The 22,198-nt window shown below is 39.4% G+C and carries 18 protein-coding genes; 15 read left to right on the plus strand and 3 right to left on the minus strand.

Going from position 1 to position 22,198, the window contains the following annotated elements; translation table 11 throughout:
• The first annotated feature begins 275 nt into the window (after positions 1 to 275).
• Both QF004_RS07725 and QF004_RS07730 read left to right on the plus strand, forming a co-directional pair.
• Positions 276 to 2,141, plus strand: a complete 1,866-nt coding sequence (locus QF004_RS07725; RefSeq protein ID WP_307424655.1) for a hypothetical protein — start codon at positions 276 to 278, stop codon at positions 2,139 to 2,141.
• Positions 2,142 to 2,765: 624 nt separating this feature from the next.
• Positions 2,766 to 3,188 carry a GNAT family N-acetyltransferase gene (locus tag QF004_RS07730; protein WP_307424658.1) on the plus strand — a complete coding sequence of 141 codons (423 nt, stop codon included), beginning with the start codon at positions 2,766 to 2,768 and terminating at the stop codon, positions 3,186 to 3,188.
• A gap of 192 nt (positions 3,189 to 3,380) precedes the next feature.
• Here the strand turns inward: QF004_RS07730 and QF004_RS07735 are convergent, their stop codons facing one another.
• Positions 3,381 to 3,668 (minus strand): hypothetical protein, encoded by a 288-nt coding sequence (locus tag QF004_RS07735; RefSeq protein WP_307424661.1) that lies wholly within the window; start codon positions 3,666 to 3,668, stop codon positions 3,381 to 3,383.
• 259 nt (positions 3,669 to 3,927) lie between these two features.
• Between QF004_RS07735 and QF004_RS07740 the strand changes: the two genes are divergently transcribed.
• On the plus strand, positions 3,928 to 4,446 hold the full coding sequence (locus QF004_RS07740; protein WP_307424665.1) for a YgcG family protein: 519 nt from the start codon (positions 3,928 to 3,930) through the stop codon (positions 4,444 to 4,446).
• A gap of 675 nt (positions 4,447 to 5,121) precedes the next feature.
• Positions 5,122 to 5,742: a dihydrofolate reductase family protein gene (locus QF004_RS07745; protein ID WP_307424668.1), complete on the plus strand. Its 621-nt coding sequence runs from the start codon at positions 5,122 to 5,124 to the stop codon at positions 5,740 to 5,742.
• Between the two features lie 340 nt (positions 5,743 to 6,082).
• On the opposite strand, the gene QF004_RS07750 is transcribed toward QF004_RS07745, so the two are convergent.
• Together QF004_RS07750 and QF004_RS07755 are read right to left on the minus strand one after the other, a co-directional pair.
• Entirely contained in the window at positions 6,083 to 6,754 is a 672-nt protein-coding gene (locus QF004_RS07750; protein WP_133440182.1) for a hypothetical protein, read from the minus strand.
• Between the two features lie 187 nt (positions 6,755 to 6,941).
• On the minus strand, positions 6,942 to 7,694 hold the full coding sequence (locus QF004_RS07755; protein ID WP_307424672.1) for a CHAD domain-containing protein: 753 nt from the start codon (positions 7,692 to 7,694) through the stop codon (positions 6,942 to 6,944).
• A 346-nt stretch (positions 7,695 to 8,040) separates the two neighbouring features.
• Here QF004_RS07755 and QF004_RS07760 point away from each other — a divergent pair, with 346 nt between their 5' ends.
• The 11 genes from QF004_RS07760 to QF004_RS07810 all read left to right on the plus strand — a co-directional run bounded on the left by QF004_RS07760 (position 8,041) and on the right by QF004_RS07810 (position 22,157).
• Positions 8,041 to 8,421, plus strand: a complete 381-nt coding sequence (locus tag QF004_RS07760) for a YkvA family protein (protein ID WP_307424675.1) — start codon at positions 8,041 to 8,043, stop codon at positions 8,419 to 8,421.
• A 207-nt stretch (positions 8,422 to 8,628) separates the two neighbouring features.
• Positions 8,629 to 9,339, plus strand: a complete 711-nt coding sequence (locus tag QF004_RS07765) for a hypothetical protein (RefSeq protein WP_307424678.1) — start codon at positions 8,629 to 8,631, stop codon at positions 9,337 to 9,339.
• Between the two features lie 138 nt (positions 9,340 to 9,477).
• Positions 9,478 to 10,398, plus strand: coding sequence for an alpha/beta fold hydrolase (locus tag QF004_RS07770; protein WP_307424681.1), 921 nt, complete (start codon positions 9,478 to 9,480; stop codon positions 10,396 to 10,398).
• A 211-nt stretch (positions 10,399 to 10,609) separates the two neighbouring features.
• Positions 10,610 to 11,395, plus strand: a complete 786-nt coding sequence (locus QF004_RS07775) for a hypothetical protein (protein WP_307424683.1) — start codon at positions 10,610 to 10,612, stop codon at positions 11,393 to 11,395.
• 190 nt (positions 11,396 to 11,585) lie between these two features.
• A complete protein-coding gene (locus QF004_RS07780; protein WP_307424686.1) occupies positions 11,586 to 12,314 on the plus strand; it encodes a DUF4184 family protein in 729 nt (242 codons plus the stop codon).
• Positions 12,315 to 12,872: 558 nt separating this feature from the next.
• The gene (locus QF004_RS07785) at positions 12,873 to 15,851 is read left to right on the plus strand and encodes an amidohydrolase family protein (protein WP_307424689.1); all 2,979 of its coding nucleotides are present in this window, start codon (positions 12,873 to 12,875) and stop codon (positions 15,849 to 15,851) included.
• 20 nt (positions 15,852 to 15,871) lie between these two features.
• A complete protein-coding gene (locus QF004_RS07790; protein ID WP_307424691.1) occupies positions 15,872 to 17,155 on the plus strand; it encodes an amidohydrolase family protein in 1,284 nt (427 codons plus the stop codon).
• Between the two features lie 149 nt (positions 17,156 to 17,304).
• Positions 17,305 to 17,685 (plus strand): NTF2 fold immunity protein, encoded by a 381-nt coding sequence (locus QF004_RS07795; protein WP_307424694.1) that lies wholly within the window; start codon positions 17,305 to 17,307, stop codon positions 17,683 to 17,685.
• A gap of 190 nt (positions 17,686 to 17,875) precedes the next feature.
• Positions 17,876 to 19,999 (plus strand): Tex family protein, encoded by a 2,124-nt coding sequence (locus QF004_RS07800; protein ID WP_307424697.1) that lies wholly within the window; start codon positions 17,876 to 17,878, stop codon positions 19,997 to 19,999.
• Between the two features lie 230 nt (positions 20,000 to 20,229).
• Positions 20,230 to 20,907, plus strand: a complete 678-nt coding sequence (locus QF004_RS07805) for a response regulator transcription factor (protein ID WP_307424700.1) — start codon at positions 20,230 to 20,232, stop codon at positions 20,905 to 20,907.
• Positions 20,904 to 22,157, plus strand: a complete 1,254-nt coding sequence (locus QF004_RS07810) for a HAMP domain-containing sensor histidine kinase (RefSeq protein WP_307424703.1) — start codon at positions 20,904 to 20,906, stop codon at positions 22,155 to 22,157. The genes QF004_RS07805 and QF004_RS07810 overlap by 4 nt, the downstream gene beginning before the upstream one ends.
• The last annotated feature ends 41 nt before the right edge of the window (positions 22,158 to 22,198 follow it).

Raw genomic sequence — 22,198 nt, forward strand, 5'->3', positions numbered from 1 at the left:
TATAAATTTTTAAATGAAAGGTAAAGTTGAGATTTTACAATAAATAGACTATTTTTGAAAAGCAGTTACCGCTCACCGAAGGTGTTGCTTGAACAAGGTATTGCCAAAAGCGGGGCTGAACGGCTTCGATTGGACATTTGTGCAAGGTTCAACTTTCATTTTTAGATTGAACTTTAGTGCTAAAAATCCCCGCCTTCGGCAATACCCGAAACGTTGGCAGAAAGTGCCACAAGATTTGTGAATAAAAATAAATTTTAACCTAAAACCTAAAAGAAATGATTAAAAATTTACAATTAAAAACATTCTGTGTTATCTTATTAGCAATATGCTTATTAACTAATTTCAATTCTTGTAGAAGTGAATCTACAAATTCTGAAGACCTCAATTTATCTTTATACAAAAATAGTATTCAAAAGAAGTCACTAAGCGAATTACCAGATGTCTTACCCATTCTTAGCGAAATAAAAGCGAAAACAAAAAACAACACTGTACTGAACAAGGGGGTTGAAGATTTTGAGATTGATGAAGAAAATATTCTTGTACTTGATTTACCAGAGCAAGGACAACTTATAAGTATGGTTGTTAATGAGCCCGTATTAGATGCAAGCTATACTGTTACTAATCTAAATATTGTAAGAAATAATGGTGTTGAAAGTTATTTTTTAACTAAGTATATTCCAACTGACGGAAAACCTTTTTATAACTATGCAGATTTTGTCGGAACAATTCAATATCTGGATTTAGATGGAAATATTCTTACCAGCTCCTTTTCCAACAAGAATGAAACTATAATGGTTTATGTAGGGTGCACAATGATTGAAATTAATGGATGTACATGTGATGGACAATGGACAGTAGTAGGCTCATATAATATTTGTAGCGGAAGTTCTGGTGGCGGTGGAACAACAACTGGCGGAACCAATGGTGGATACACTCCGGGAACTGGCGGCGGTGGAGGTGGCGGAACAGGTGGAAGTCCAACACAACCAAACATTCCCAACATTCCTTCAGAAGATGTAGTTGAACAAAAAAGATTTAAAAGTTTTTTGTTAACACAGCTTACACAGGAAGAAGTTGATATCCTTATTACAAACCAGAATCTCAGTGATCATATATTCAACTATCAAAAAAATAAGAATTTTTCTCCAGCAAGCTGGAACAATTCTAAATGGTTCATGAATTTCTTCGCCCAAACCCCTGATGCAGAACCGTTTTCTATTTTTGATTTCGGGACAAAATTCATTGATGAAAATACAGGAATTGTAAACCCAAACAATGTCTTTTTAAGAGCCTATGCTCTGGACAAATTTTTAGTTCAGAATCCTGATGGGTTGATAAATGTTTCATGCTATGAATTAGAAAAATGGAAAGAGGTTGCAAATCATCCGATACCTGCAAGTGTGAAAAACAAATTACATCAGCTCAATAATCAAGGTTTATTTACATTTGCACAAATACAAGGTATAGAACTAGCTAATGCGCCCCGAGTAAATATGGATTTATTTCCAGTTCATATTTCTACAATGCCTAACAAACCAAATGGTCAAAAATATACAGCTGCGGAATTTTTTGATTATTTTAGAAAAAATATTAATACGCTTATTCAAAAACCAAATTTAAGCCAATTTTATCCAGCAGTATATCCAAATTATGGAATTAACGATACGGCTTTATGGAATTCAGATAATCCAATTAAGGCAATATTGACTATTGACATCCCATTTGATCCTGGCTCTGTAATTTGTACAGGATTTGGTCCAAAAGCATGGGTTTTCAGCACCATTATCAGCCCATGGGACGGTTTACATCCTGTAAACGGAAACCGATTATTTGGCTATTTTGAAGATGCAAATGGAGGCATGACAATTTATACACGTGGCGTAGATAGATTTACGAGTTTATCGGGAACAGGAAATAATCTATTGAGTATTTTAACACTTGCACAAGAATCTTATGCTTTTAGTCAAGCAGATGAATTATGGGAAAGTTTACAAGGCGGAATTAAGAAATTTGTAAAAGACAATGGTGGCGGTGAAAATGGAGCTGAGATTATTCAGCCAACAATCTATCGTCCCAGTTGGACAAAAATATCAGGGTTTTTAAAAGGAAATACTGATATAAGCTCTTTAGGGTGTTATTAATACAAAAAGATTTTATGAGAGATATTCTAAAAATAATTTTTATTGCTTACATTCATATATTTATGAAAATACTTTTGCAGGGATTAATAGGAACATTATTAACTATCCCTATTTTACCGTATAACACCACAGAAATTTTTAATTTAAAACAAGTAGATTCTTTGTTGATTATGGGTTGGATTTTATATGAATTTATTCTTATTTTTATTTCTGTATATATATGGATTGTTTTCGTAATATTCATATTGCTTAAAAAAGTAATTAAAAAAAATAGCATCTTGATAAATATAGCATATTTTGGTATAATTTATTACTTGTATAGTCAAACTACATATAATGGTTTTAATTTTTACAGTTTGGGTATAATGTGTATGTTAGGTATTATTAATTTTTTCTGTATCAGATATTTTTTCAAAGAAATAAAAACGAGCTTATAAAACACCTTCTGCCAACACGCAGTTTGGCAAAATGGCGGGTTTTGTGCTAAATTCAACAGTTGTTCTTCGGTTCAACCTTTGTGCAAAATTGAAGTTTTGTGCTTCGATTTCCGCCACTTCGCCAAGCTGAAAAACGTTGGCGGTCAGCTTAACGAACGACACGAATAAACAAAGAAACGACTGACAGATGAGAATTTTAATAGAAACAGATCGACTAATTTTAAGAGAATTAGAATACACAGACGAAAATGACTTATTTGAAATGGACTCTGACCCAGAAGTTCATTTGTATATTGAAAACAGGCCTGTAAAAACAATTGACGAAGTACAAAAAGCGATTAAAATGCTTAAAAAGCAATACGAGGAAAATGGAATTGCTCGTTGGGCTGTAATTGACAAATTAACAAGCGAATGTATTGGTTGGTCGGGACTAAAGTATTTTAACCAACCATTAAACAATCACAATAATTTTTACGAACTCGGTTATCGGTTTAAGAAAAAACATTGGGGAAAAGGGTTTGCGACTGAATCATCAATTGCAATATTAGACTATGGATTTAAAAACTTGAATGTTGATACAATTTTTGCAATAACTGACCCGAAAATGTAAATTCAAAAAAGGTATTGACTAAGTTGGGCTTTGCCTTTAAAGAAACTTTTGACTATGAAGGCGACCCAACAAATTGGTTTGAATTGACAAAAACAACTTGGGAAAACAAAAAGCCGAACCGCTAACAAGGGTCAGCGTTGCACAACCATTGAATTTTAAAATTATACCAATAAAGGTAGAACCCAAACTCTTTTAAAGCGATTTAGAGAGGTTGTTTTTTTGGTAAAGAGAATATTTTTTATTTTTGGAACCTCTATCACTATTTATATTATTGAGATAACCTACCATCAGAATTTTAAAAAACACGACGGGATCGATGCTCTCCTGCCCGCATTTCCCGTAATAACTTGCAGTGGCTTTATAAAGAAAATCGAGCGATAGATTTTCATTTACTTTTCGGTAGAAATTATCTTCAGGAACCATCTCATCCAGATTTTGATGGTAAAAGAGTTGCTGCGTAATTATTTTCTTTCCCTGCATTCACTAATCTACAAATAACATACTAACTATCAAATAATTATAGTTATTTTTTGCTGAATATTTATAAAATTTATTTTTAGTATTTTTGGCTGTGCAACAAGCACAAGGGTTTGGCAACAGCGGGCTGAATTTTTAATTCACGTTTTGTGCTTCGGTTGAAATCTGTATTTTAGTTGAAAGTTTTGGCTTCGTATTGGCCGCCATCGCCAAGCCCCGAAACGTATATGCAATATTTAACAAAAATTCTGCAAAAAATATAATGAAGAAATTATTTACACTATTTATCCTCTTATTTTTAGTTTTCAGTTGTAAAACAAAACAAAGTAAAACTTCAAATGATGAGGTAAAAAAAACTGCAATAAAAACCGAATTCCCTAAACAGCTGGGTTATGTTTCTGATTTTGACAACGTCTTAACAAATGAAGAAACCAACAAATTGACAAGAATTTTATCGCAATATGAAACACAAACAACAAATCAAATCGCAATCGTTTCAATAACAAAAGATCTAACTGAAAACAATTTTGATCAATATGCCCTTGATTTATCAAATAATTGGGGAATTGGAAAATCAAAAAAAGATAACGGACTAACAATTATTTTTAGTGTTCAACTAAGAAAAATAAGAATATGTACGGGCAGTGGAACTGAAAAAATTTTAACGGACCAAATTTGTGAAAAAGTGTTGGACGAAAAAATATTACCAGAATTTAAAAAAGAAAATTATTCCTCTGGATTAACAGACGGAATAAACGAGTTTAAAAAATTGTGGAAGTGAAAAAAATACTGCAGTTAATAACTAAGCTTTAGCTTGGCTCAGTTCGGCTCCGCCTCGGGTCGTTTTGTCTGAAAGACAAGAAGAAAGCCTGTTGAATCCTTCGGCTACGCTCCTGGCATTGTAAGACCAGAAGGAGCTGTTCAGCAGCGGAGGGAGTGGGTAATCGGAGGACATGAATAAAAGACAAAATGCCCCCCCGCTGCCTCAAGAATCCTTTCTTGTGGCCGTTTTATAAATTATTTCTATCTTAGATCAATAGTTTTTTTATGAGCGATATCTATAAATTTCATAATCCAGAGGGTTTATATTTTTTTTAGCATGCTGTGGTGCACTCGGTGAATGTTTTTTACAAGAAATGAATATAAAGATTTATTTGTGGAAAGTGTGAGATTTTGCTAAAAAGAGAAAGGATTGGAAATTAATGCTTTGGGGCATTGTGAGCGGTCATATTCATTTGGTTTTTAGATTATAAAAAAAACAGAAACCAGAATTACTGATTACTGATGAATAAGGACTTTTGACCGATATTGAAGTATTTAGAATGTTTGATTTTTAAGCTGACCACACGAAAGGGTTCGTGCGGCAGCGGTGGCTGGTGGACTGGGTAAAACGACACTTCCAACATTTAAACTAAGGAACAAAGATTAACTTTAACGAACAATAAATAATACAGTTATGAGTAAAATTATCTTTGACAGTGGAATATCTCTTGACGGTTTTTTCGCTGGTGACAACAGAAGTCCAAAAAATCCCATGGGCGGTGTTTCAGGACAAATACATCAGTGGATGTTTAAACAAAAAGCATTTTGGGAATACTTAGGAATGGATGGCGGAAAAGAAGACGGACCTGACGGTAAATTTATTAGGGAAACCATTGCAAGAACAGGTTCGTTTATTATGGGAAAACGAATGTTTGAAGAAGGCGAAGTCAGTTGGCCAGAAGACTTATATAAAGCAGATGTTTATGTGTTGACACACGAAAAACGGGAACCCTGGATCCAAAAAGGGACGACAACTTTCTATTTCATCAATGACGGAATACAAAGTGCATTAGAAAAAGCAAAACAATCAGCCAATGGAAAGGACATAAGAATACAAGGTGGTGCGAATACTATTCAACAATTTCTCAATGCAGGGCTTGTGGACGAATTTTTCATTCACATTGCTCCCGTTTTTTTAAGCAGTGGAATCCGACTGTTTGATGGGATTGACAAAGACAAGTACGATATTCAGATTGTAGAAGTAATACCCTCGGACTTGACCACACATTTAAGATACAGACTGACGAAAAAATGAAAACAACTACTGCTAATAAAAAAGCTTTAGATTCACTCAGTTCGGCTCCGCCTCGGGTCGTTTTGTCTGAAAGACAGGAAACCGAAGATTCGCCGAAGGCAATGAATTAAATAATCACCGATTCCTTAGAAAAAATAAAAGAGAAGAGGCAAAATCCGTTGAATCCTTCGGCTACGCTCCCGGCATTGCAAGAAAGCCAACGAGGTGGATCTGCTCAGCAGCGGAGGGAGGGGCGGCCGGTGGATAGGGATAAACGACAAAATGCCCCGCTTGGTGTGAGGCATTTTATGATACCAAAATATCCTGAATGAGTTAAAATATTTTCATGAAATGATCAGGATTACTCTCTTGATTCGTAATATTCAACAGTAGGTTTGCTGATAACGCCGGCTTCTTTCATTCTTTCCTTTAGTACCGGAGAATTCATAAAAGCTTTTGCTTTCGCCATATCCGTTATATCACAAACGACCTGCACGATCATGGGATCATCAATATTGCGTGCGACCAAAGCATCAATTAATCCGGCATTCTCGCGCATCGGCTTCCCTTGGTCGAAGCCTATCAACCAGGCATCAAAATCTTTAACCTTATGCGTCATAATCGCCCATTTGGATTCCTTTGCATCGGGATTATGCCGGATGACCTGATAAAATTCTGCTTTGGGATTAGAGACGCCTCTCATTTTTATTCTTTCCAGATAAGCAGGGTCTTTCATAGCAGCTTTGGCTTTTTCCACATCCATTACGGTCGCCACATTCATCATCTTATTGGGCTCCCCCACCCTTGAGCTGATGATAATGGTGTTCATTCCATTCTGTTTGCGCTGCAAAGAATCTTTCAGGAACAGGGGCTTCCAGACGTTGAAATCCTTTACATCAAAGCTTGTTTCTACGATTTTATCCAACTTCATTTTCTGATCTGTATTCTGTGCAAAAACAGTACTGAAAGGAATCAGCAGCAATAACATTAAAGCCGGTCTCAACGGATTGAGCATTGTTTTTAAAATTTTCATGGTTGTTGTTTTTAGTTTATAAAAATGTATTTAAAAAGTAAAGTTACAACGTACGCTACCATTAATTACAAATTAAACAATGCATTTAACTAAACATTAACTGCAATCCAAATATTTTCTTAAAAATCAACAAATTCAATAAAGGCTACGCAAACGCTTTGCAAAAATAAACAGGGTTCGGAAGGCTTTACCGGAGGCTTTTTTTCCTCAGGTAGGCGAACAGGGCATTGAACTGTTTTTTTTCCTTTTCTTTTATGTTTGAAAAACCAGGTGATTCCTCCATGAGCAGATATCCAGGCGAAAGAAACTTCATGGCAGAATAGGTATCATGCCATTTGCCCAACTTTTTTTCCTGCTTCTTAATTTCGGCTTCATTCAGGTGAATTTTTTTTTGAATTTCAGGAGGCAAAGCGTTATATAAATACATGATTTTCTTTATTTTCATTCTGTAGCGGTGCATCTTTTCCCGGTCTTTCAACTTGAGAAGCTGAGTGGCTTTCTTTATTTCATTTTTAAAGTATTTCTTAATGATGTTGTTGCCGGGTAATTTTTCAGGCAGGGAAATTTCTTTGCGGAAATCCCGGATAAGAAAGGTGTATTTTGAACAATTGCTGATGAAACTGCGAACCAGAAGATCTTCTTTCTTTTGCAGCCTTGAAATGAGCTTTTTAGGAATACCTGAATCACTGGCCAACATAGGGATACTTATTCCGCTCACCCGTATTTTTCCTGCTTCCCGAAATAATGGTCTTAGCCTGGTGGCGTCATATTTTTGCTGATAAACCTTTCCGGCAAAAGAAAACACCGCCTTTATCATCTTTATATCAAGGCGTAACCCATGAATATGTTTAGGCTTTCTGTCGTTTGGATATGCTGAAAGATGCTTTCCGACCGACTCAAGGCGTTTAAAAATATAATATTTTAATAAATTCTTTTCCATTATATTTTATATTTAAACTATTGGACAACCGAATCTTAACCACCTTGTTCATAACATCGGCCTGTGAAAAAACCTCCGTTTATGATGATCAAAATTAACCAAATTATCTCAATAAAACGAGTAAAATCTGTATATTCAGTACGTCAGAATTTCATGGAAACAACAGTCAATTCCCCGCGATGGTACCGTAAACTTTACCATAAGCATGAGTGTTTCTGGCATCAAAACACGCTTGCATTTCATAAAAAATTATTCTTTCAATGAAGAACCCGGCGCTGCTGCCCGAAATCGCAGATTCTTTTGCATGGTCACCATAATACCGTCATAATTTTCTACTTTTACGCGGATGTTCAGTACGTTAAAAGAAAACATAAAAAAATTAAAGCAGGAAACCGTTCCGATTTACTATGCGCTGTTTGACAGGCGGACGCCACTGGCAGCCAAATTACTGGCAACACTTACGGTGGGATACCTGCTGAGTCCAATTGACCTGATTCCTGATTTCATACCGGTATTAGGCTTGCTGGACGATCTGATTATTGTTCCGCTGCTCATCAGAGCAACTTTACGGCTGATCCCCCAATATGTGCTGGACGACATTAAAAGTAAAATCGACAGTAAAGAAAAACTGCCCACGAGATGGTATTATGCATTGCCAGTCATATTGTTGTATGGTTATCTCCTATTTGTCCTTTTCAGGTACGCCCGGCAATGGTTTGATTTCTAATAACACCTGTAATAAAAGAGAATCCGTCCATCGAAACCGGCGGAAAAGCCTCCATTTCTTTTAAGGAAACCTTTCCCAATCGTCCGGTTCAAGGCTTCGTTCAATGAAACTTATTTTTCAGAATTAATCTGTAACAAAAAATCTACTGATGCTACAAATCAGCAGTTATTGAAAATCTGCCTCTTAAAATTAAACGAACCCCATTAAATGATTCAGAAATTTTTTATTTTCTTTGGTGCATGTACCGTTTTATACAGCTGCAAAACGAATAACCCTACAGTGTATCTGCTCCCTACCCTTCACACGCTTCATCAGATTAACGGCCAGTACAGTTACCGCCACCTGAGAGAAAAAGCAGCTGAACTGAAGCCTGACCTCATTGCGGTAGAAATACGGCCCGAAGACATGATGCAGGATTCCCTTTATCTGAAAAAGAATTATCCGTACGAAATGTGGATGATGAAGCAGTGGTTTCCCCAAATAAAAACAGAAGGATTTGACTGGCTGGGAAGCGATATCGAAGGAAAACCCATTCCAGAAAATTACTGGAAGGAAACCGCCCCCATTAAAATATATGAAAAAGCACTTGCAGAAGATACGGTCTATTTCAATAAAAAGTCAAAATGCAGCCATTTCAACACGGAGCGGCTCCCCATTCTGAAAACGAAAAGCCTGCCAGAGATTCTGAATAGTAACGACGGCGAACTTACCGGAAAGTTTTATAACTGCCTCGCAGAAAGCCTCCGCGGAAGCGTTCATCAAAGGGTAACCGATTTTTATGACCAGCGTAATGATGAACTGCTGAAAAACATAAAAAAGATCATCGCCAAAAACAGAAACAAGAAAATTCTTTTTCTGACGGGGGATGATCATTATATTTCCCTCAAAGACAAGATACCACACCGGACCCTTCAATAAAGGAAATGAAGCGAAACCGTCTATGGGATCTGCTTCGCGCCATCACCTGCGCAGTACGCGTCCCATTATTGATCTTTACCATCCTAAAAAACAATAACAGTAACCGCGGGTTCCTGCCCGCCTCAAAATTCAATTCATATGAAAAAAACTCATCTTTCCGCAGTATTTATTCTGTTGGCGCATTTACTTTTCGCCCAGACCCTTTCTCAAAAACCAGATCCTGCAGCTCCGTATTATACTGAAACTTCAGACGGTACCAAACTTTTCACCAAGGTTTCGGGCAGTGGCGATCTGTGCATTTATGTTCATGGCGGTCCCGGGATGTGGAGCGATTCTTTTGAAAACATGAAAGGTAAAAATTTAGAAAGCCGCCTGAAAATGGTGTATTACGACCAGCGTGGAAGCGGCCGCTCTCTGGCGTCGGTAACCAATGATTATTCCGTGAACAGAATGGTGGAAGACATTGAAGATATCCGGAAACAGCTGGGTTCGAAAAAAGTGTATCTGATGGCACATTCTTTTGGCGGAATTATCGCTGCCAGTTATGCGGCAAAATATGGCAGTCATCTAAAAGGGCTGATTCTGGTCAACAGTACGCTTTACCTCAACGATTCGGTGATCGGCCAGGTGGCTTACGCCAACCAGCTTACAGGAAGTCATATTGAAATCAAAGACGGACAGTTCATGGCCGCCCTTTCGGAAGCGATGGGGCTTCTGAATGAGAAAGTACTGATGTATAAACTGCTGACGGACAGTCCGCAAAACATGGACATCCTGAATAAAATCGACGAAAAGAGACCCGACGAGAATGGATTCCGAAATACCGTATGGTCTATGGACGAATATTATGGAGATTTTACAAAGCTGACTCCGGGAATAAAAGTTCCCGTTCTGGTCATCACCGGAACACAGGATCATGCCGTAGGTCCCGACCATTATAAACTGTTCAGATTCCCTAATCAGCGAGTAGCAAAAATCAATGGCGGTCATCTGCTGTATTACGAAAACAATGACGAGTTCCTGAAGACCGTATTTTCATTTACCCGCAAAAAAGGCTGATCATCCTGCTGCGGCCACGAACGCTGATATTGAATTGTCCAGGACCACCAATCAATGTCCTCGGAAACCTGCCGCAGATAAAAAAGACCGTTTGATGATTTGTAAAAGATTTTTCCTAATTTTAGCAGAGCAATAAGGTATTGCGATTATCATACTTATACAACCGGGTTGGGATGGCTTTGTGTGATTTTATTTTACCTGTAAACGAGTTATGCAGCATTTTACGAAGACCGCCCTAAAAACAATTTTTGCGATCTTATCATTAAATTTTATCGGTTGCTATAAGTATGAAAACAATACAGGGCCAAAAAAGGAAGCATTATTATTTGCAACGCAAAATTTTAATGACCTAAATAAACTTGAAAGAACTTTAAAAATTTATTCAGACAGTACATTTATATTCAATGAAATTTTAAATGAACCAAATCACAGTAAAAATGAAACTTTTAAAGGATTTATTAAAATAAAAAAAGATACATTAAAATTTTTCCCATTTGAATTAGAGTATAACAATGCAGAAACTGCTGTACTAAAAAATGGCTTTGTTAAATTTATTGATGGTAAATATCCCGATCGAATGAAAATTGAAAAAACTTCATTATCAACGCTAAAAAACATTGACTTTTCGAAATTGCCTAATTTAGCCGTTTTTACTTACTATAAAAATTTTCATACTCTTGACAGTGAGAAGGATTTATCTAATTATGATTTGAGTACAGAAGAAGTAGAAAAAATTAATGTAATTTTCAAAACTGAATTTAAAAAAAATAATAAGCTAAAAAATTACGATCATTATCTAAAACAAATAGTTGCTGTTCGAAATAGTAAAAATGAAATCTTAATTAAAGCACATATCTTTTGTAAAAATTCAAACTTAGCAGAAAGTTATGAGTATTATGAAACAAGCATGATGGATGGCGGAAACTGCAATGTTTACCTGGAATTAAATTTAACAACTGGGAAGTTTAATTTTATAAATATTGCGGGATTAGCTTAAAAAGACGTTGTATAATCCGTTATTTTTATTAGCGCGGCTGAAATTTCCATCATAAAAACTTTCACTAATTGCTCATTTTGTTATATTTATAGAGACCTGTTATCTAAATCACTGCCGGCAGAAATACACAAACCGTTACACCAATTATAAAAACCGATACTAAATCCAATTAACGAACATACAGAAAAAAATGCCGTTTACATTTTCACACCCAGCGATTGTTTTACCGCTGAAATTTTTGCCTCGGCATTGGTTTTCGTTAACTGGACTTGTCATCGGCAGTGTGACGCCTGACTTTGAATATTTTTTAAGAATGAAAATCCAAAGTAATTATAGCCACACAATAGACGGACTTTTTTGGTTCGACTTACCATTAGGTTTGATACTCGCTTTCATTTTTCACAACTTGGTTCGCGACAGTTTATTCAACAACTTACCGACCTTTTTCAAATCAAGATTTTCAACTTTTAAGCAGTTTGACTGGAATGAATATTTTAAACGAAACTGCCTTGTTGTATCAATTTCAATTTTAGTTGGAGCTGTTTCACATATTTTTTGGGACAGTTTTACTCACGACCATGGCTATTTCGTACAGGCAATTCCAGCTTTGCAAAACTCGGTGGCCTTTTTAGGCGGACAAATTCCAATCTTGAAAATATTACAACACTCTTCAACTTTACTTGGTGGAGTTATAATTGCGTTTTCCATTTATAAACTACCGACAAACAAGACAGTACAAGAAAATATAAATTTGAAATACTGGACCATTTTAGCGGGACTCACTTTGACAATTATTGCATTAAGGCTTTTAAGCGGTCTTGACCTGAAACAATACGGAAACGTTATCGTGACGGCTATTTCCGCCGGACTAATTTCATTAACAATATCACCGTGGCTGATAAGGACGAAAGAACAATGACTGGTGCTACTAACCAAGCATTAGCTTCGCTCAGTTCGGCTCGGCCTCGGGTCATTTTTATCTGCAAAACAAGAAATCGAAGATTCACCGAACGCAAATGAATTAAATAATCACCGATTCCTTAGAAAAAATAAAAAAGAAGAGGTAAAGCCCGTCGAATCCTTCAACTTCACTTGGGACAGCCTACACCTTTTTGACCGTCCATGAAGTTATTATTTTTAGAATAGAGATCATTAAAGCAGTTTTCCAAAAGGACTGCTTTTACTTTGCTAAAACACGATCCAGGAAGCAGGCTGCAGAATCAGCAATAAAGAAAAACCACATTTTCTAACAACTGCTGCTGTGGACTGAATGACTGGATCTTTTCGTGAAAAACCTCTGTTTTCACATCATCACCTTCCCCATCGGTTACTTGATCTGTTATATAAAACATTCACAAAATCCAACCTTATGCCTCCTACCCCATTAACACCTGTGTTTTTTTCTGCGGATAATGCACGCTAAGTGGTAAATATTTATTAATTTGCCCGTTTAACCAACTTCTGAAAACTAAACTTCATGATCAGGAAATTACTCTCTGTTGTGGCAGCCGGCATCTTTGTGGCCGGGTCTGCCCAGGTCGGCTACTGGCCCAATGATACCAAAGGAAAAGACCGCAGCGTGTATGCGGTAAAAAACATCACCCTCTATCAGGATTACAAAACGAAATTCGAAAATGCGGTTCTGGTCTTTCAGGAAGGCAAAATCCTGGCTTCCGGCAAGGTCAGCATTCCAAACAATGCGGTGGTGATCGATGGCCGCGGCGCTTTCGTCTATCCTTCGTTTATCGATCCGTATGCCAGTGTGGGCGTCGAAAAAGCCAAACGCAACGAGTACAATCCCGGCAGTTCTTACCTGCCCACAGACGCCACTTCATCTGCGTACAATGACGCGGTGAAAGCCGATGCACGCGCCGTAAGCACCTTTACCAATCAGGGCAAAGACTTTCAGGAGTATCTGAATCAGGGATTCGGTTCGGTGTTGAGCTTCAACGAGGACGGCATTGTCCGGGGCTCCGCCGTACTGATCGCTCTGGGCGAAGGTATTTCTTCGGAAAAGGTCATTAAAGAAGATGCAGGACTCATGCTGTCCCTGGACAAAGGAAGTTCACGGCAGGCCTACCCTTCCTCACTCGTGGGTGCTGTGGCGCTGCTGCGTCAGCTGTATCTGGATGCTGACTGGTATGGGAAAGCTGGAAATGCTGAAAATAAAAATACCAACCTCGAAGCGTTCAACCGCTTTAAGAAACTGCCCACCATCATTGAAACTTCTGAAAAGTGGGACGTACTGCGCGCCGATAATATCGGGGACGAAGCCGCAACACAGTTTGTCTTTGTGGGCTCCGGAACCGAATACCAGAGGGTGAAAGAAATGAAGGCGACCAACGGCACCTTCATCCTTCCGCTGGAATACCCCAAACCTTACCAGGTACAGGACATGATGAACCCCGAAGAACTGGATGTCGCAGACCTGAAACACTGGGAACTGGCACCTTACAATGCGGTATATCTGGCCAGAGAAAAAGTTCCTTTCGCGCTGACGATGTTTAAACTGAAAGATAAGGCATCCTTTCTCGACAAACTCCGGGACCTGAACAAAAAAGGGCTTTCCAAAGAAGAAATCCTGCAGTCGCTGACCCAAAAGCCGGCGCAAATCCTTCAGGTCACGTCACTCGGAAACCTCAACCAAGGTTCACTGGCCAATTTCATTATGGTTTCAGATGACCTTTTCGCGAAGGAAGCCGTGATCTATGAAAACTGGGTTTCCGGAAAACAGAACATTATCAACAGAAGTCCAGACACCGATGTGCGCGGCGATTACAGGGTACAGCTCAACAGCCAGACCTACGACCTTAAGATCAAAGGAAAGATTACCAAGCCGGAAGCCGAAATTATCCAAAGCGATAAAAAAGGAAAAGTAAAAATCGCTGTGGCCGATTATAAAATGGCCATGGAACTGAAACTTCCGAATGATTCGCTGCAGAACTACCGCATCATGCTGCCACTGACGGATTTCAAAAACCGAACCGGTACTGCTATGGATAAAGACGGACACAGTGTGCCGTTCACCATCAGTTTTGTCAAAACTTTCGAACCTGAAGCAAAGAAAGAAGACATCGCCAAAGCTGACGAACCAGGAAAAATATGGTATCCGTTCTCTGCTTTTGGCGCAGAAACGCTGCCCGCTCAGAAAGACTATCTGATCAGAAATGCCACGGTATGGACCAACAGCAATAAAGGCATTGCAAAGAATACCGATGTAAAAGTTTCCAAAGGGAAAATCGTGCAGGTCGGACAGGGGCTTTCTCCAGGAAACGCTGCCGTAATCGACGGAACCAATTTCCACCTTACCAGCGGAATCATCGACGAACATACCCACATCGGACTTTCCCGGGGCGTGAATGAATCGGGAACCAACAATTCCGGCGAAGTCCGCATGAGCGATGCCATCGATCCCGATGATGTTAATTTTTACAGACAGCTTGCCGGAGGGGTAACCTCGGCGCAGCAGCTTCATGGCTCTGCCAATCCAGTGGGCGGACAGGCCTCTATGGTGAAATTCCGGTGGGGTGAAGATGCTGAAAACATGCGGTTTCCACAGGCAAAACCTTATATTAAATTTGCCCTGGGCGAAAATGTAAAACAGAGCAACTGGGGCAATAGCCCAAACCGCTTCCCGCAGTCAAGAGGTGGTGTCGAGCAGGCATTCGACTTTTGGTTCACCCGGGCACTGGAATACGAAAAAGAGAAAGCCGTCAACAAAAACTACCGAAAAGACCTCAGGCTGGAAACGATGCTGGAAATCCTGAAGGATAAAAGGTTTATCACCTGCCATTCCTATGTGCAGAGTGAAATCAATATGTTGATGGATGTGGCAGACCGGTTTGATTTCAGGGTGCAGACCTTTACTCATATTCTTGAAGGTTATAAAGTCGCTGACAAGATGAAGAAACACGGTGCCAATGCCTCCACCTTCTCCGACTGGTGGGCATATAAAGAAGAGGTGCGGGAAGCCATTCCTTACAATGCCGCACTGATGATGCAGGCAGGCGTGAACGTGGCCATCAATTCCGATGATGCGGAAATGGCGAGAAGACTCAATCAGGAAGCTGGAAAAACCGTAAAATATGGAAATGTACCTCAGGAAGAAGCCTGGAAAATGGTTACGCTGAATCCGGCAAAGATGCTGCAGATCGACCATAAAGTCGGAAGCATCGAAGCAGGTAAAGATGCCGATTTGGTGCTATGGACCAATAATCCGCTCAGCATTTACGCCACCGTGGATAAAACCTTTGTAGACGGAATCCTCTATTTCGACGCTGCACAGCAGCCCTTGAAGGACAAAATGGTGAAAGACGAAAAGAACAGAATCATTCAGAAAATGCTCTTCTCCGACGACGCCAAAAAAGGAAATACGCAGAGTACAGAGAAAAAGCAACGCACCCTTTATCACTGCGATACTTTAGAAGGCGAAGAACACGAATCCCATTCCCATTAATCAGAAATTACAATCAGAACATGAAAAAATCAGTCTTCAAAACACTTTCATTCACCCTGTTCATTTCCGGAGCGGTTTCGGCCCAGCGGCCTGCCCCCGCTCCGAAGCAGACTGTTCCTGTAGCGATTACAGGAGCCACCCTGCACACCGGGACAGGCACGGTACTTCAGAATGCTTCCCTTGTTTTCGACAACGGAAAAATCACCGGCATCAATTCGCCCATCCCTGCGAACGCCAAAGTGATCAACGCTTCCGGAAAACAGGTCTATCCGGGCTTTATCCTGGTCAATAATTCCCTTGGACTGGTCGAAGTATCCGCGACCAAAGCCACGGTGGATTTCGTAGAATCCAACGGCTTCATGCCGGAAGTACGGACTTTAATCGCCTTCAACACCGACAGTCACGTTATCCCGACCGTCCGTACCAATGGCGTGCTTCTGGCTCAGCCCGTGTTGGGAAGCGGAATCCTGAAAGGAACTTCTTCTGTGATGAATCTCGACGGCTGGAACTGGCAGGACGCCGTGGTGGCCACCGATAATGTGCTCCATCTTTCCTGGCCGGCGAACCGCAAGTTCACCGATGAAAAAAGGAATAAGGAAATGAAAGAACGGCGCGATGCTTCCATCCGGGAACTGAAAACCCTGTTTGCCAGAGCCAAAGCGTACCAACCCAAAAACGGCGTTAAAGATTATAAACTGGAAGCCATTGCTCCCGTGCTGAACGGTGATAAAATTCTGTTTGCCGACGTTTCAGGTGCCAATGAAGCACTGGAAGTCATTAAGTTCGCTCAGGATTATGGCGTGAAAAAGACGGTACTTCTGGGCGATTCAAGCCTTGAAAGTGTTCTGGATGACATTAAAAAAAGCGGTTTCCCGCTCATCATCAGCAATCCGCATTCACTGCCGCCCAACGAATCCACCTCACCGAGACTTCCTTACGAATTTGCCAAACTGGTTTCCGACAAAGGAATCCTGCACGGACTGGATTACAGCGCCAGAAAGGATTTCTCCGACTCCCGAAACCTGCCTTTTCTTGCCGGAACCACCGCAGCGTATGGCCTCGATAAAGAAAAAGCCCTGCAGAGCATCACGCTGAACCTGGCGAAAATATTAGCCATCGACAAAGATTACGGCAGTCTGGAAGTGGGCAAAAGTGCCACCCTTTTCATCTCCGACGGCGATGCGCTGGATCAGCTCACCAACAATGTCACCGAAGCCTTTATCGACGGCCGACAGATTGACCTCAATAACCAGCAGAAAGAGCTTTACAAAAGATATAAGGAGAAGTATTCAGGAGCGGAATGACGAATTGAAGATTTAAACTTTGTCAAAGTTCCTGACTTTGACAAAGTTGTTCTACGATGTAGTAATTAGAGGGAAATTTCCTTATCGCTCCTCAACAGGCGATTTCTTGTAGTCAGACTTTTGTAAAGAAAGAAAAAACTTTTATAAAAATGAAAAAAGGAATATTAGTAACTCTACTGATTTTTATGTGTGGTTTGCTTTTGTATTATTTCGGTTTCTCTGGGGAAAAGTATATTTCGGAAAATCAACAGGTAATCAACTGTGAAGAATGTCTCGTCAAAGATGAAGAAACCGCAATCAAAATAGCTGAGAATAAATTATTTGTTATGTATGGAAAATCAAAAATTGAAGAAGAAAGACCATACAATATCGACTTGGTTCATAATAAAGTATGGGTGATCACTGGGAGTTTAAACGCAGGAATTTTGGAGAAATTATTATCCGGAGGTATGCCTATGCTTGGAGGAGCATTCGAAATTAAGATCAACGCGAAGGATGGAAAAACAATAAACATAACTCATTATAAATAATCCCTCACTGCGTATTATATTGACAAATCCGCGCTGTTTGCTAAAGCTTTCACCAATCACGTGAATTTCGGATCACCATGAAAGTCAAAGGAATGTATAAGTAATGTCAACCCTTATCTTTTGCTTTTCCCTACTCCCTCTTGATTCGTTCCCATAATTCTCCCTATTTTAGCGGTCTTAAAACTCTATTATGACGGCGACCGGTTTTATCCAAAAATCCCTCAATCTCTCTGAGAAAAACATCAGCGCTACTTTGAAACTGCTGGCAGAAGACTGCACCATTCCCTTCATTTCCCGCTACCGGAAAGACGCGACAGGAAATCTGGATGAAGTTCAAATTGAAGACATTTACAAACTCAACAAGCAGTTTGATGAAATGGTAAAACGGAAAGAAAGTATTCTGAAATCAATTGAAGAACAGAACGCATTAACCCCCAATTTAAAGCAAAGAATTGAGGAAAGTTTCGATCTTCAGGAACTGGAAGACCTGTATTTGCCTTTCAAAAAAAAGCGCAAAACAAAAGCCGATGCTGCGAAAGAAAAAGGTCTGGAACCTCTGGCAAAAATCATCATGAGCCAGAATGCCAATGATTTACCGTTTTTAGCCTCAAAATATTTGAATGAAAAGGTGAGTTCGGAAGAAGAAGCTTTGCAGGGTGCGAGAGATATTATGGCAGAATGGATCAATGAAAATATGTACGTGCGGAAAAACCTGCGCCGGCTTTTTCAGCGAAAGGCGCTCATTTCTTCAAAAGTGGTGAAAAGCAAATTGGAAGAGGAAACTGCGCAGAAATTCAAACAGTATTTCGACTGGCAAGAAAGCCTGAACAGAATTCCGTCTCACCGGCTGTTGGCGATGCTGCGTGCAGAAACGGAAGGTTTTGTGAAAACCAAAATAGAAATCGACAAAGAAGAAGCGGTTGATTTTATAGAACAGGCCCTCATTAAATCAAATAATGAATGTGCGGACCAAATCGCTTTAGCCATCAAAGACAGTTACAAAAGATTGCTGGAGCCCGCTATTTCCAACGAAACGTTGCAGGAAGCGAAAGAAAAAGCCGATCAGAAAGCCATCGAAATATTTGCTGAAAATCTGAGGCAATTGCTGCTCGCTCCCCCATTGGGCGAAAAGCGGATTTTAGCGGTTGATCCCGGTTTTAAAAGCGGATGCAAAATCGTTTGCCTCGATGAAAAAGGGGATCTGCTGCACAATGAAACCATTTACCCCCATGCGCCGCAAAACGAAACGGGGATGGCGATGAAGAAAATCCGTTCTTTGGTGAATTCCTTTAATATTGAAGCGATTTCGATTGGAAACGGAACGGCCAGTCGGGAAACTGAATTTTTTATTAAGAAGATCGCTTTCGATAAACCGCCTCAAGTTTTCATCGTTTCCGAAGCCGGCGCATCGGTGTATTCTGCAAGTAAAATTGCGAGAGATGAATTCCCCAGTTTTGATGTAACCGTTCGTGGCGCGATTTCGATCGGAAGAAGACTGTCCGATCCTTTAGCGGAGTTGGTTAAAATTGATGCAAAATCGATTGGTGTCGGACAATATCAACACGATGTAGATCAAACACAATTGAAGAACGAACTCGATTCCACAGTAATGAAATGTGTGAATTCGGTGGGGATTAATCTGAATACCGCGAGCAAATCTCTGTTGAGTTACGTGTCGGGAATCGGAGAAAAAATGGCAGAAAACATCGTGAATTACCGCACAGAAAACGGCGCTTTTGAAGACCGGAAGCAATTGAAAAAAGTACCGCGTTTGGGCGAAAAAGCTTACCAGCAAGCCGCAGCTTTTATCAGAATTACGAATGCAAAAAATCCTTTGGATAATTCGGCGGTTCATCCGGAAGCTTATGCAATCGTGGAAAAAATGGCGAAAGATTTAGGTTTAAAAACGATTGACCTCATCGCAAACAAAGAAAAAATTCAAACCATTGATCCTGAAAAATACGTGACGGAAACCATAGGGATTTTAGGAATTAAAGATATTTTAAAAGAACTGGAAAAACCCGGTTTGGATCCCCGAAAAGCGGCGAAAGTGTTTGAATTTGATCCAACGGTGAAAAGCATTAAAAACTTAAAACCCGGCATGATTCTCCCCGGAATTGTGAATAATATTACCGCTTTCGGTTGTTTCGTAGATTTGGGAATTAAAGAAAGCGGCTTGGTTCATATTTCCCAGCTCAAAGAAGGTTTCGTTTCGGATGTGAATGAAGTGGTAAAACTGCATCAACATGTTCAGGTGAAAGTGGTGGAAGTTGATGAGGACAGGAAAAGAGTTCAGTTGACGATGATTTTGTGATTCTTTTTTTAAAGAAAAGATGCAAGACAGGTGCAACATAATTCTGAAAAAGGATTTTGTAATTCTTTTTTTAAACGCAAAGACGCTAGACAACTCCAACACACTTCTGAAAAAGACGCATAGGCGCTTCGCTTGGCAAAGGATTGCTTTCTGTTTTAAAATGGCGGGGATTTTTTTAACTTAATTCAGATTTTATTCAGATTTAAAACTTAATTTTCTAAAAAATTGCTATGAAAATTTTATTGATTGAAGATGAAAGGCAGTTGAGCAAAAGTATTTTAACGTATCTGAAGAGCGAAAAATACAGCTGCGATCTGGCGGAAAATTTTGAAACTGCGCAGGAAAAATTAGAATTACACGAATACGACTGTATTTTGCTGGATATTACTTTGCCCGATGGCAACGGTCTTCAACTTTTAAAACAACTGAAAGAGAATAAAAAATCGGATGGTGTTATCATTATTTCTGCTAAAAACTCTTTAGATGATAAAATCAGCGGTTTACAGTTGGGAGCGGACGATTATCTGGCAAAACCTTTTCACCTTTCCGAATTGGGCGCTAGGATTTCTGCCGTGATCAGAAGAAAACATTTCAAAGGAAACTCCTCCATTACCGTCAATGATTTAGAGATTCATTCGGAAGCAAAACTGATCTCTTTTCAGGGAAAACCCATCGATTTCACGCGGAAGGAATTTGATATCCTCCTCTACCTTGCCGTCAATAAAAACAGAATCATTTCTAAAAATGCCATTGCAGAACATATTGCAGAAGACAATATTCAGTTCTTCGACAATTTTGATTTTCTGTATGCCCACATCAAAAACATTAAGAAAAAATTAGCGGCTGCCGGTGCACAGGACTGCATCAAATCGGTGTACGGAATGGGATACAAATTAGAAGCATTATGAAACTGACGCACTATATTTCTCTGCGCTACATCGGCGTTACGATTTTGGTCATGCTGATTTCCATACCGCTTTTTTACGTCGCCATTCAAAATGTTTTAATCAATAATATCGATGAAAGTTTAGCAGCTCAAAAAACAGGTATAAGCAAAAAACTTCAACTGTTGCCCTCAGAAAATTTCGTGAATTTTGACGACAGAATCAGTATTGAAAAAAATCCCCGACAACTTCTGCCGGAAAAAATCTTCACCAGCGATATTTATCATAAAGAAGATTCTGAGATCGAGAGCTTCCGGATTCTGGCATTTCCTGTAAAAACCGCAAACGGCACTTTTAATGTTACGGTTCGCCAGTCTCTGGTCGAAAGCGAGGACTTGATGAAAAGCATTCTTTACCTCCTGATTTCCGTTTTAGTGACCCTTACCACGACTTTATTGCTGATCAACACACAAGTTAAAAAAAGAGTCTGGAAACCTTTTTACCATACTTTGGCGCAGTTAAAGAACTTTCGGGTCGATCATCCCGAAGATTTAGGTTTGACACCAACCAAAATTAATGAATTTAATGATCTGAATGATTCACTGAAAGAATTAGCTGCAACCAACAAAAAAGTCTTTCAGTCACAAAAAGAGTTTACCGAAAACGCGTCCCATGAACTGCAAACGCCGCTGGCCATTGTACAGAATAATATTGAACTCTTCTGGCAAACCGATTCTATTACGCAGCAACAGGCAGAAATCCTGAACGATATCTCGGACGCCACCACCAGAATGAGTAAACTGAATCAGGCACTTTTGCTTCTTTCTAAAATTGAAAATAAACAGTTCACCAATATTCAGCCCGTCAGTTTGAATCTCATCGTAGAATCTTTTATTAAAAATTATCAGGAACAGATTAAATTTAAAAACCTCACGCTTAAGAAAGATTTTTCTGATGTATTCATTGCGGAAATTAACTATAATCTAGCTGAAATACTGGTGGGAAATCTGCTGTTTAATGCTTTAAAATACGCTCCCAAAGAAAGTGAAATTGATATACAAATTCATAAAAATGAACTGATAATTGCTAACCGTGCAGAAGGATCTGCTCTGGATCAAAATAAATTATTTAAACGGTTTCAGCGCCAAAACACGCACGAAAAAGGGACCGGTTTAGGCCTGGAAATCGCCAGAGAAATCGCGGCTGCATTTCATTTAGATTTAAAATATCAGTTTGAAAACCATCAACATCAGTTTATTTTAAACCGGGAATAATTGCCGGGCGTTTTCTTAGTTTTTTTTTAGAAATTCAGATT

The sequence above is a fragment of the Chryseobacterium sp. MDT2-18 genome (genome assembly GCF_030815285.1).
Classification (GTDB): domain Bacteria; phylum Bacteroidota; class Bacteroidia; order Flavobacteriales; family Weeksellaceae; genus Kaistella; species Kaistella salivictor.

Bases quoted from the DNA above. Each gene is read 5' to 3' on its own strand.
- QF004_RS07790 (WP_307424691.1), top strand. From the start codon at position 15,872: ATGAAAAAATCAGTCTTCAAAACACTTTCATTCACCCTGTTCATTTCC.
- QF004_RS07785 (WP_307424689.1), top strand. From the start codon at position 12,873: ATGATCAGGAAATTACTCTCTGTTGTGGCAGCCGGCATCTTTGTGGCC.
- QF004_RS07735 (WP_307424661.1), bottom strand. From the start codon at position 3,668: ATGCAGGGAAAGAAAATAATTACGCAGCAACTCTTTTACCATCAAAAT.
- QF004_RS07755 (WP_307424672.1), bottom strand. From the start codon at position 7,694: ATGGAAAAGAATTTATTAAAATATTATATTTTTAAACGCCTTGAGTCG.
- QF004_RS07725 (WP_307424655.1), top strand. From the start codon at position 276: ATGATTAAAAATTTACAATTAAAAACATTCTGTGTTATCTTATTAGCA.
- QF004_RS07760 (WP_307424675.1), top strand. From the start codon at position 8,041: ATGTTCAGTACGTTAAAAGAAAACATAAAAAAATTAAAGCAGGAAACC.
- QF004_RS07795 (WP_307424694.1), top strand. From the start codon at position 17,305: ATGAAAAAAGGAATATTAGTAACTCTACTGATTTTTATGTGTGGTTTG.
- QF004_RS07775 (WP_307424683.1), top strand. From the start codon at position 10,610: ATGCAGCATTTTACGAAGACCGCCCTAAAAACAATTTTTGCGATCTTA.
- QF004_RS07750 (WP_133440182.1), bottom strand. From the start codon at position 6,754: ATGAAAATTTTAAAAACAATGCTCAATCCGTTGAGACCGGCTTTAATG.
- QF004_RS07740 (WP_307424665.1), top strand. From the start codon at position 3,928: ATGAAGAAATTATTTACACTATTTATCCTCTTATTTTTAGTTTTCAGT.
- QF004_RS07800 (WP_307424697.1), top strand. From the start codon at position 17,876: ATGACGGCGACCGGTTTTATCCAAAAATCCCTCAATCTCTCTGAGAAA.
- QF004_RS07745 (WP_307424668.1), top strand. From the start codon at position 5,122: ATGAGTAAAATTATCTTTGACAGTGGAATATCTCTTGACGGTTTTTTC.
- QF004_RS07810 (WP_307424703.1), top strand. From the start codon at position 20,904: ATGAAACTGACGCACTATATTTCTCTGCGCTACATCGGCGTTACGATT.
- QF004_RS07770 (WP_307424681.1), top strand. From the start codon at position 9,478: ATGAAAAAAACTCATCTTTCCGCAGTATTTATTCTGTTGGCGCATTTA.
- QF004_RS07765 (WP_307424678.1), top strand. From the start codon at position 8,629: ATGATTCAGAAATTTTTTATTTTCTTTGGTGCATGTACCGTTTTATAC.
- QF004_RS07730 (WP_307424658.1), top strand. From the start codon at position 2,766: ATGAGAATTTTAATAGAAACAGATCGACTAATTTTAAGAGAATTAGAA.
- QF004_RS07780 (WP_307424686.1), top strand. From the start codon at position 11,586: ATGCCGTTTACATTTTCACACCCAGCGATTGTTTTACCGCTGAAATTT.
- QF004_RS07805 (WP_307424700.1), top strand. From the start codon at position 20,230: ATGAAAATTTTATTGATTGAAGATGAAAGGCAGTTGAGCAAAAGTATT.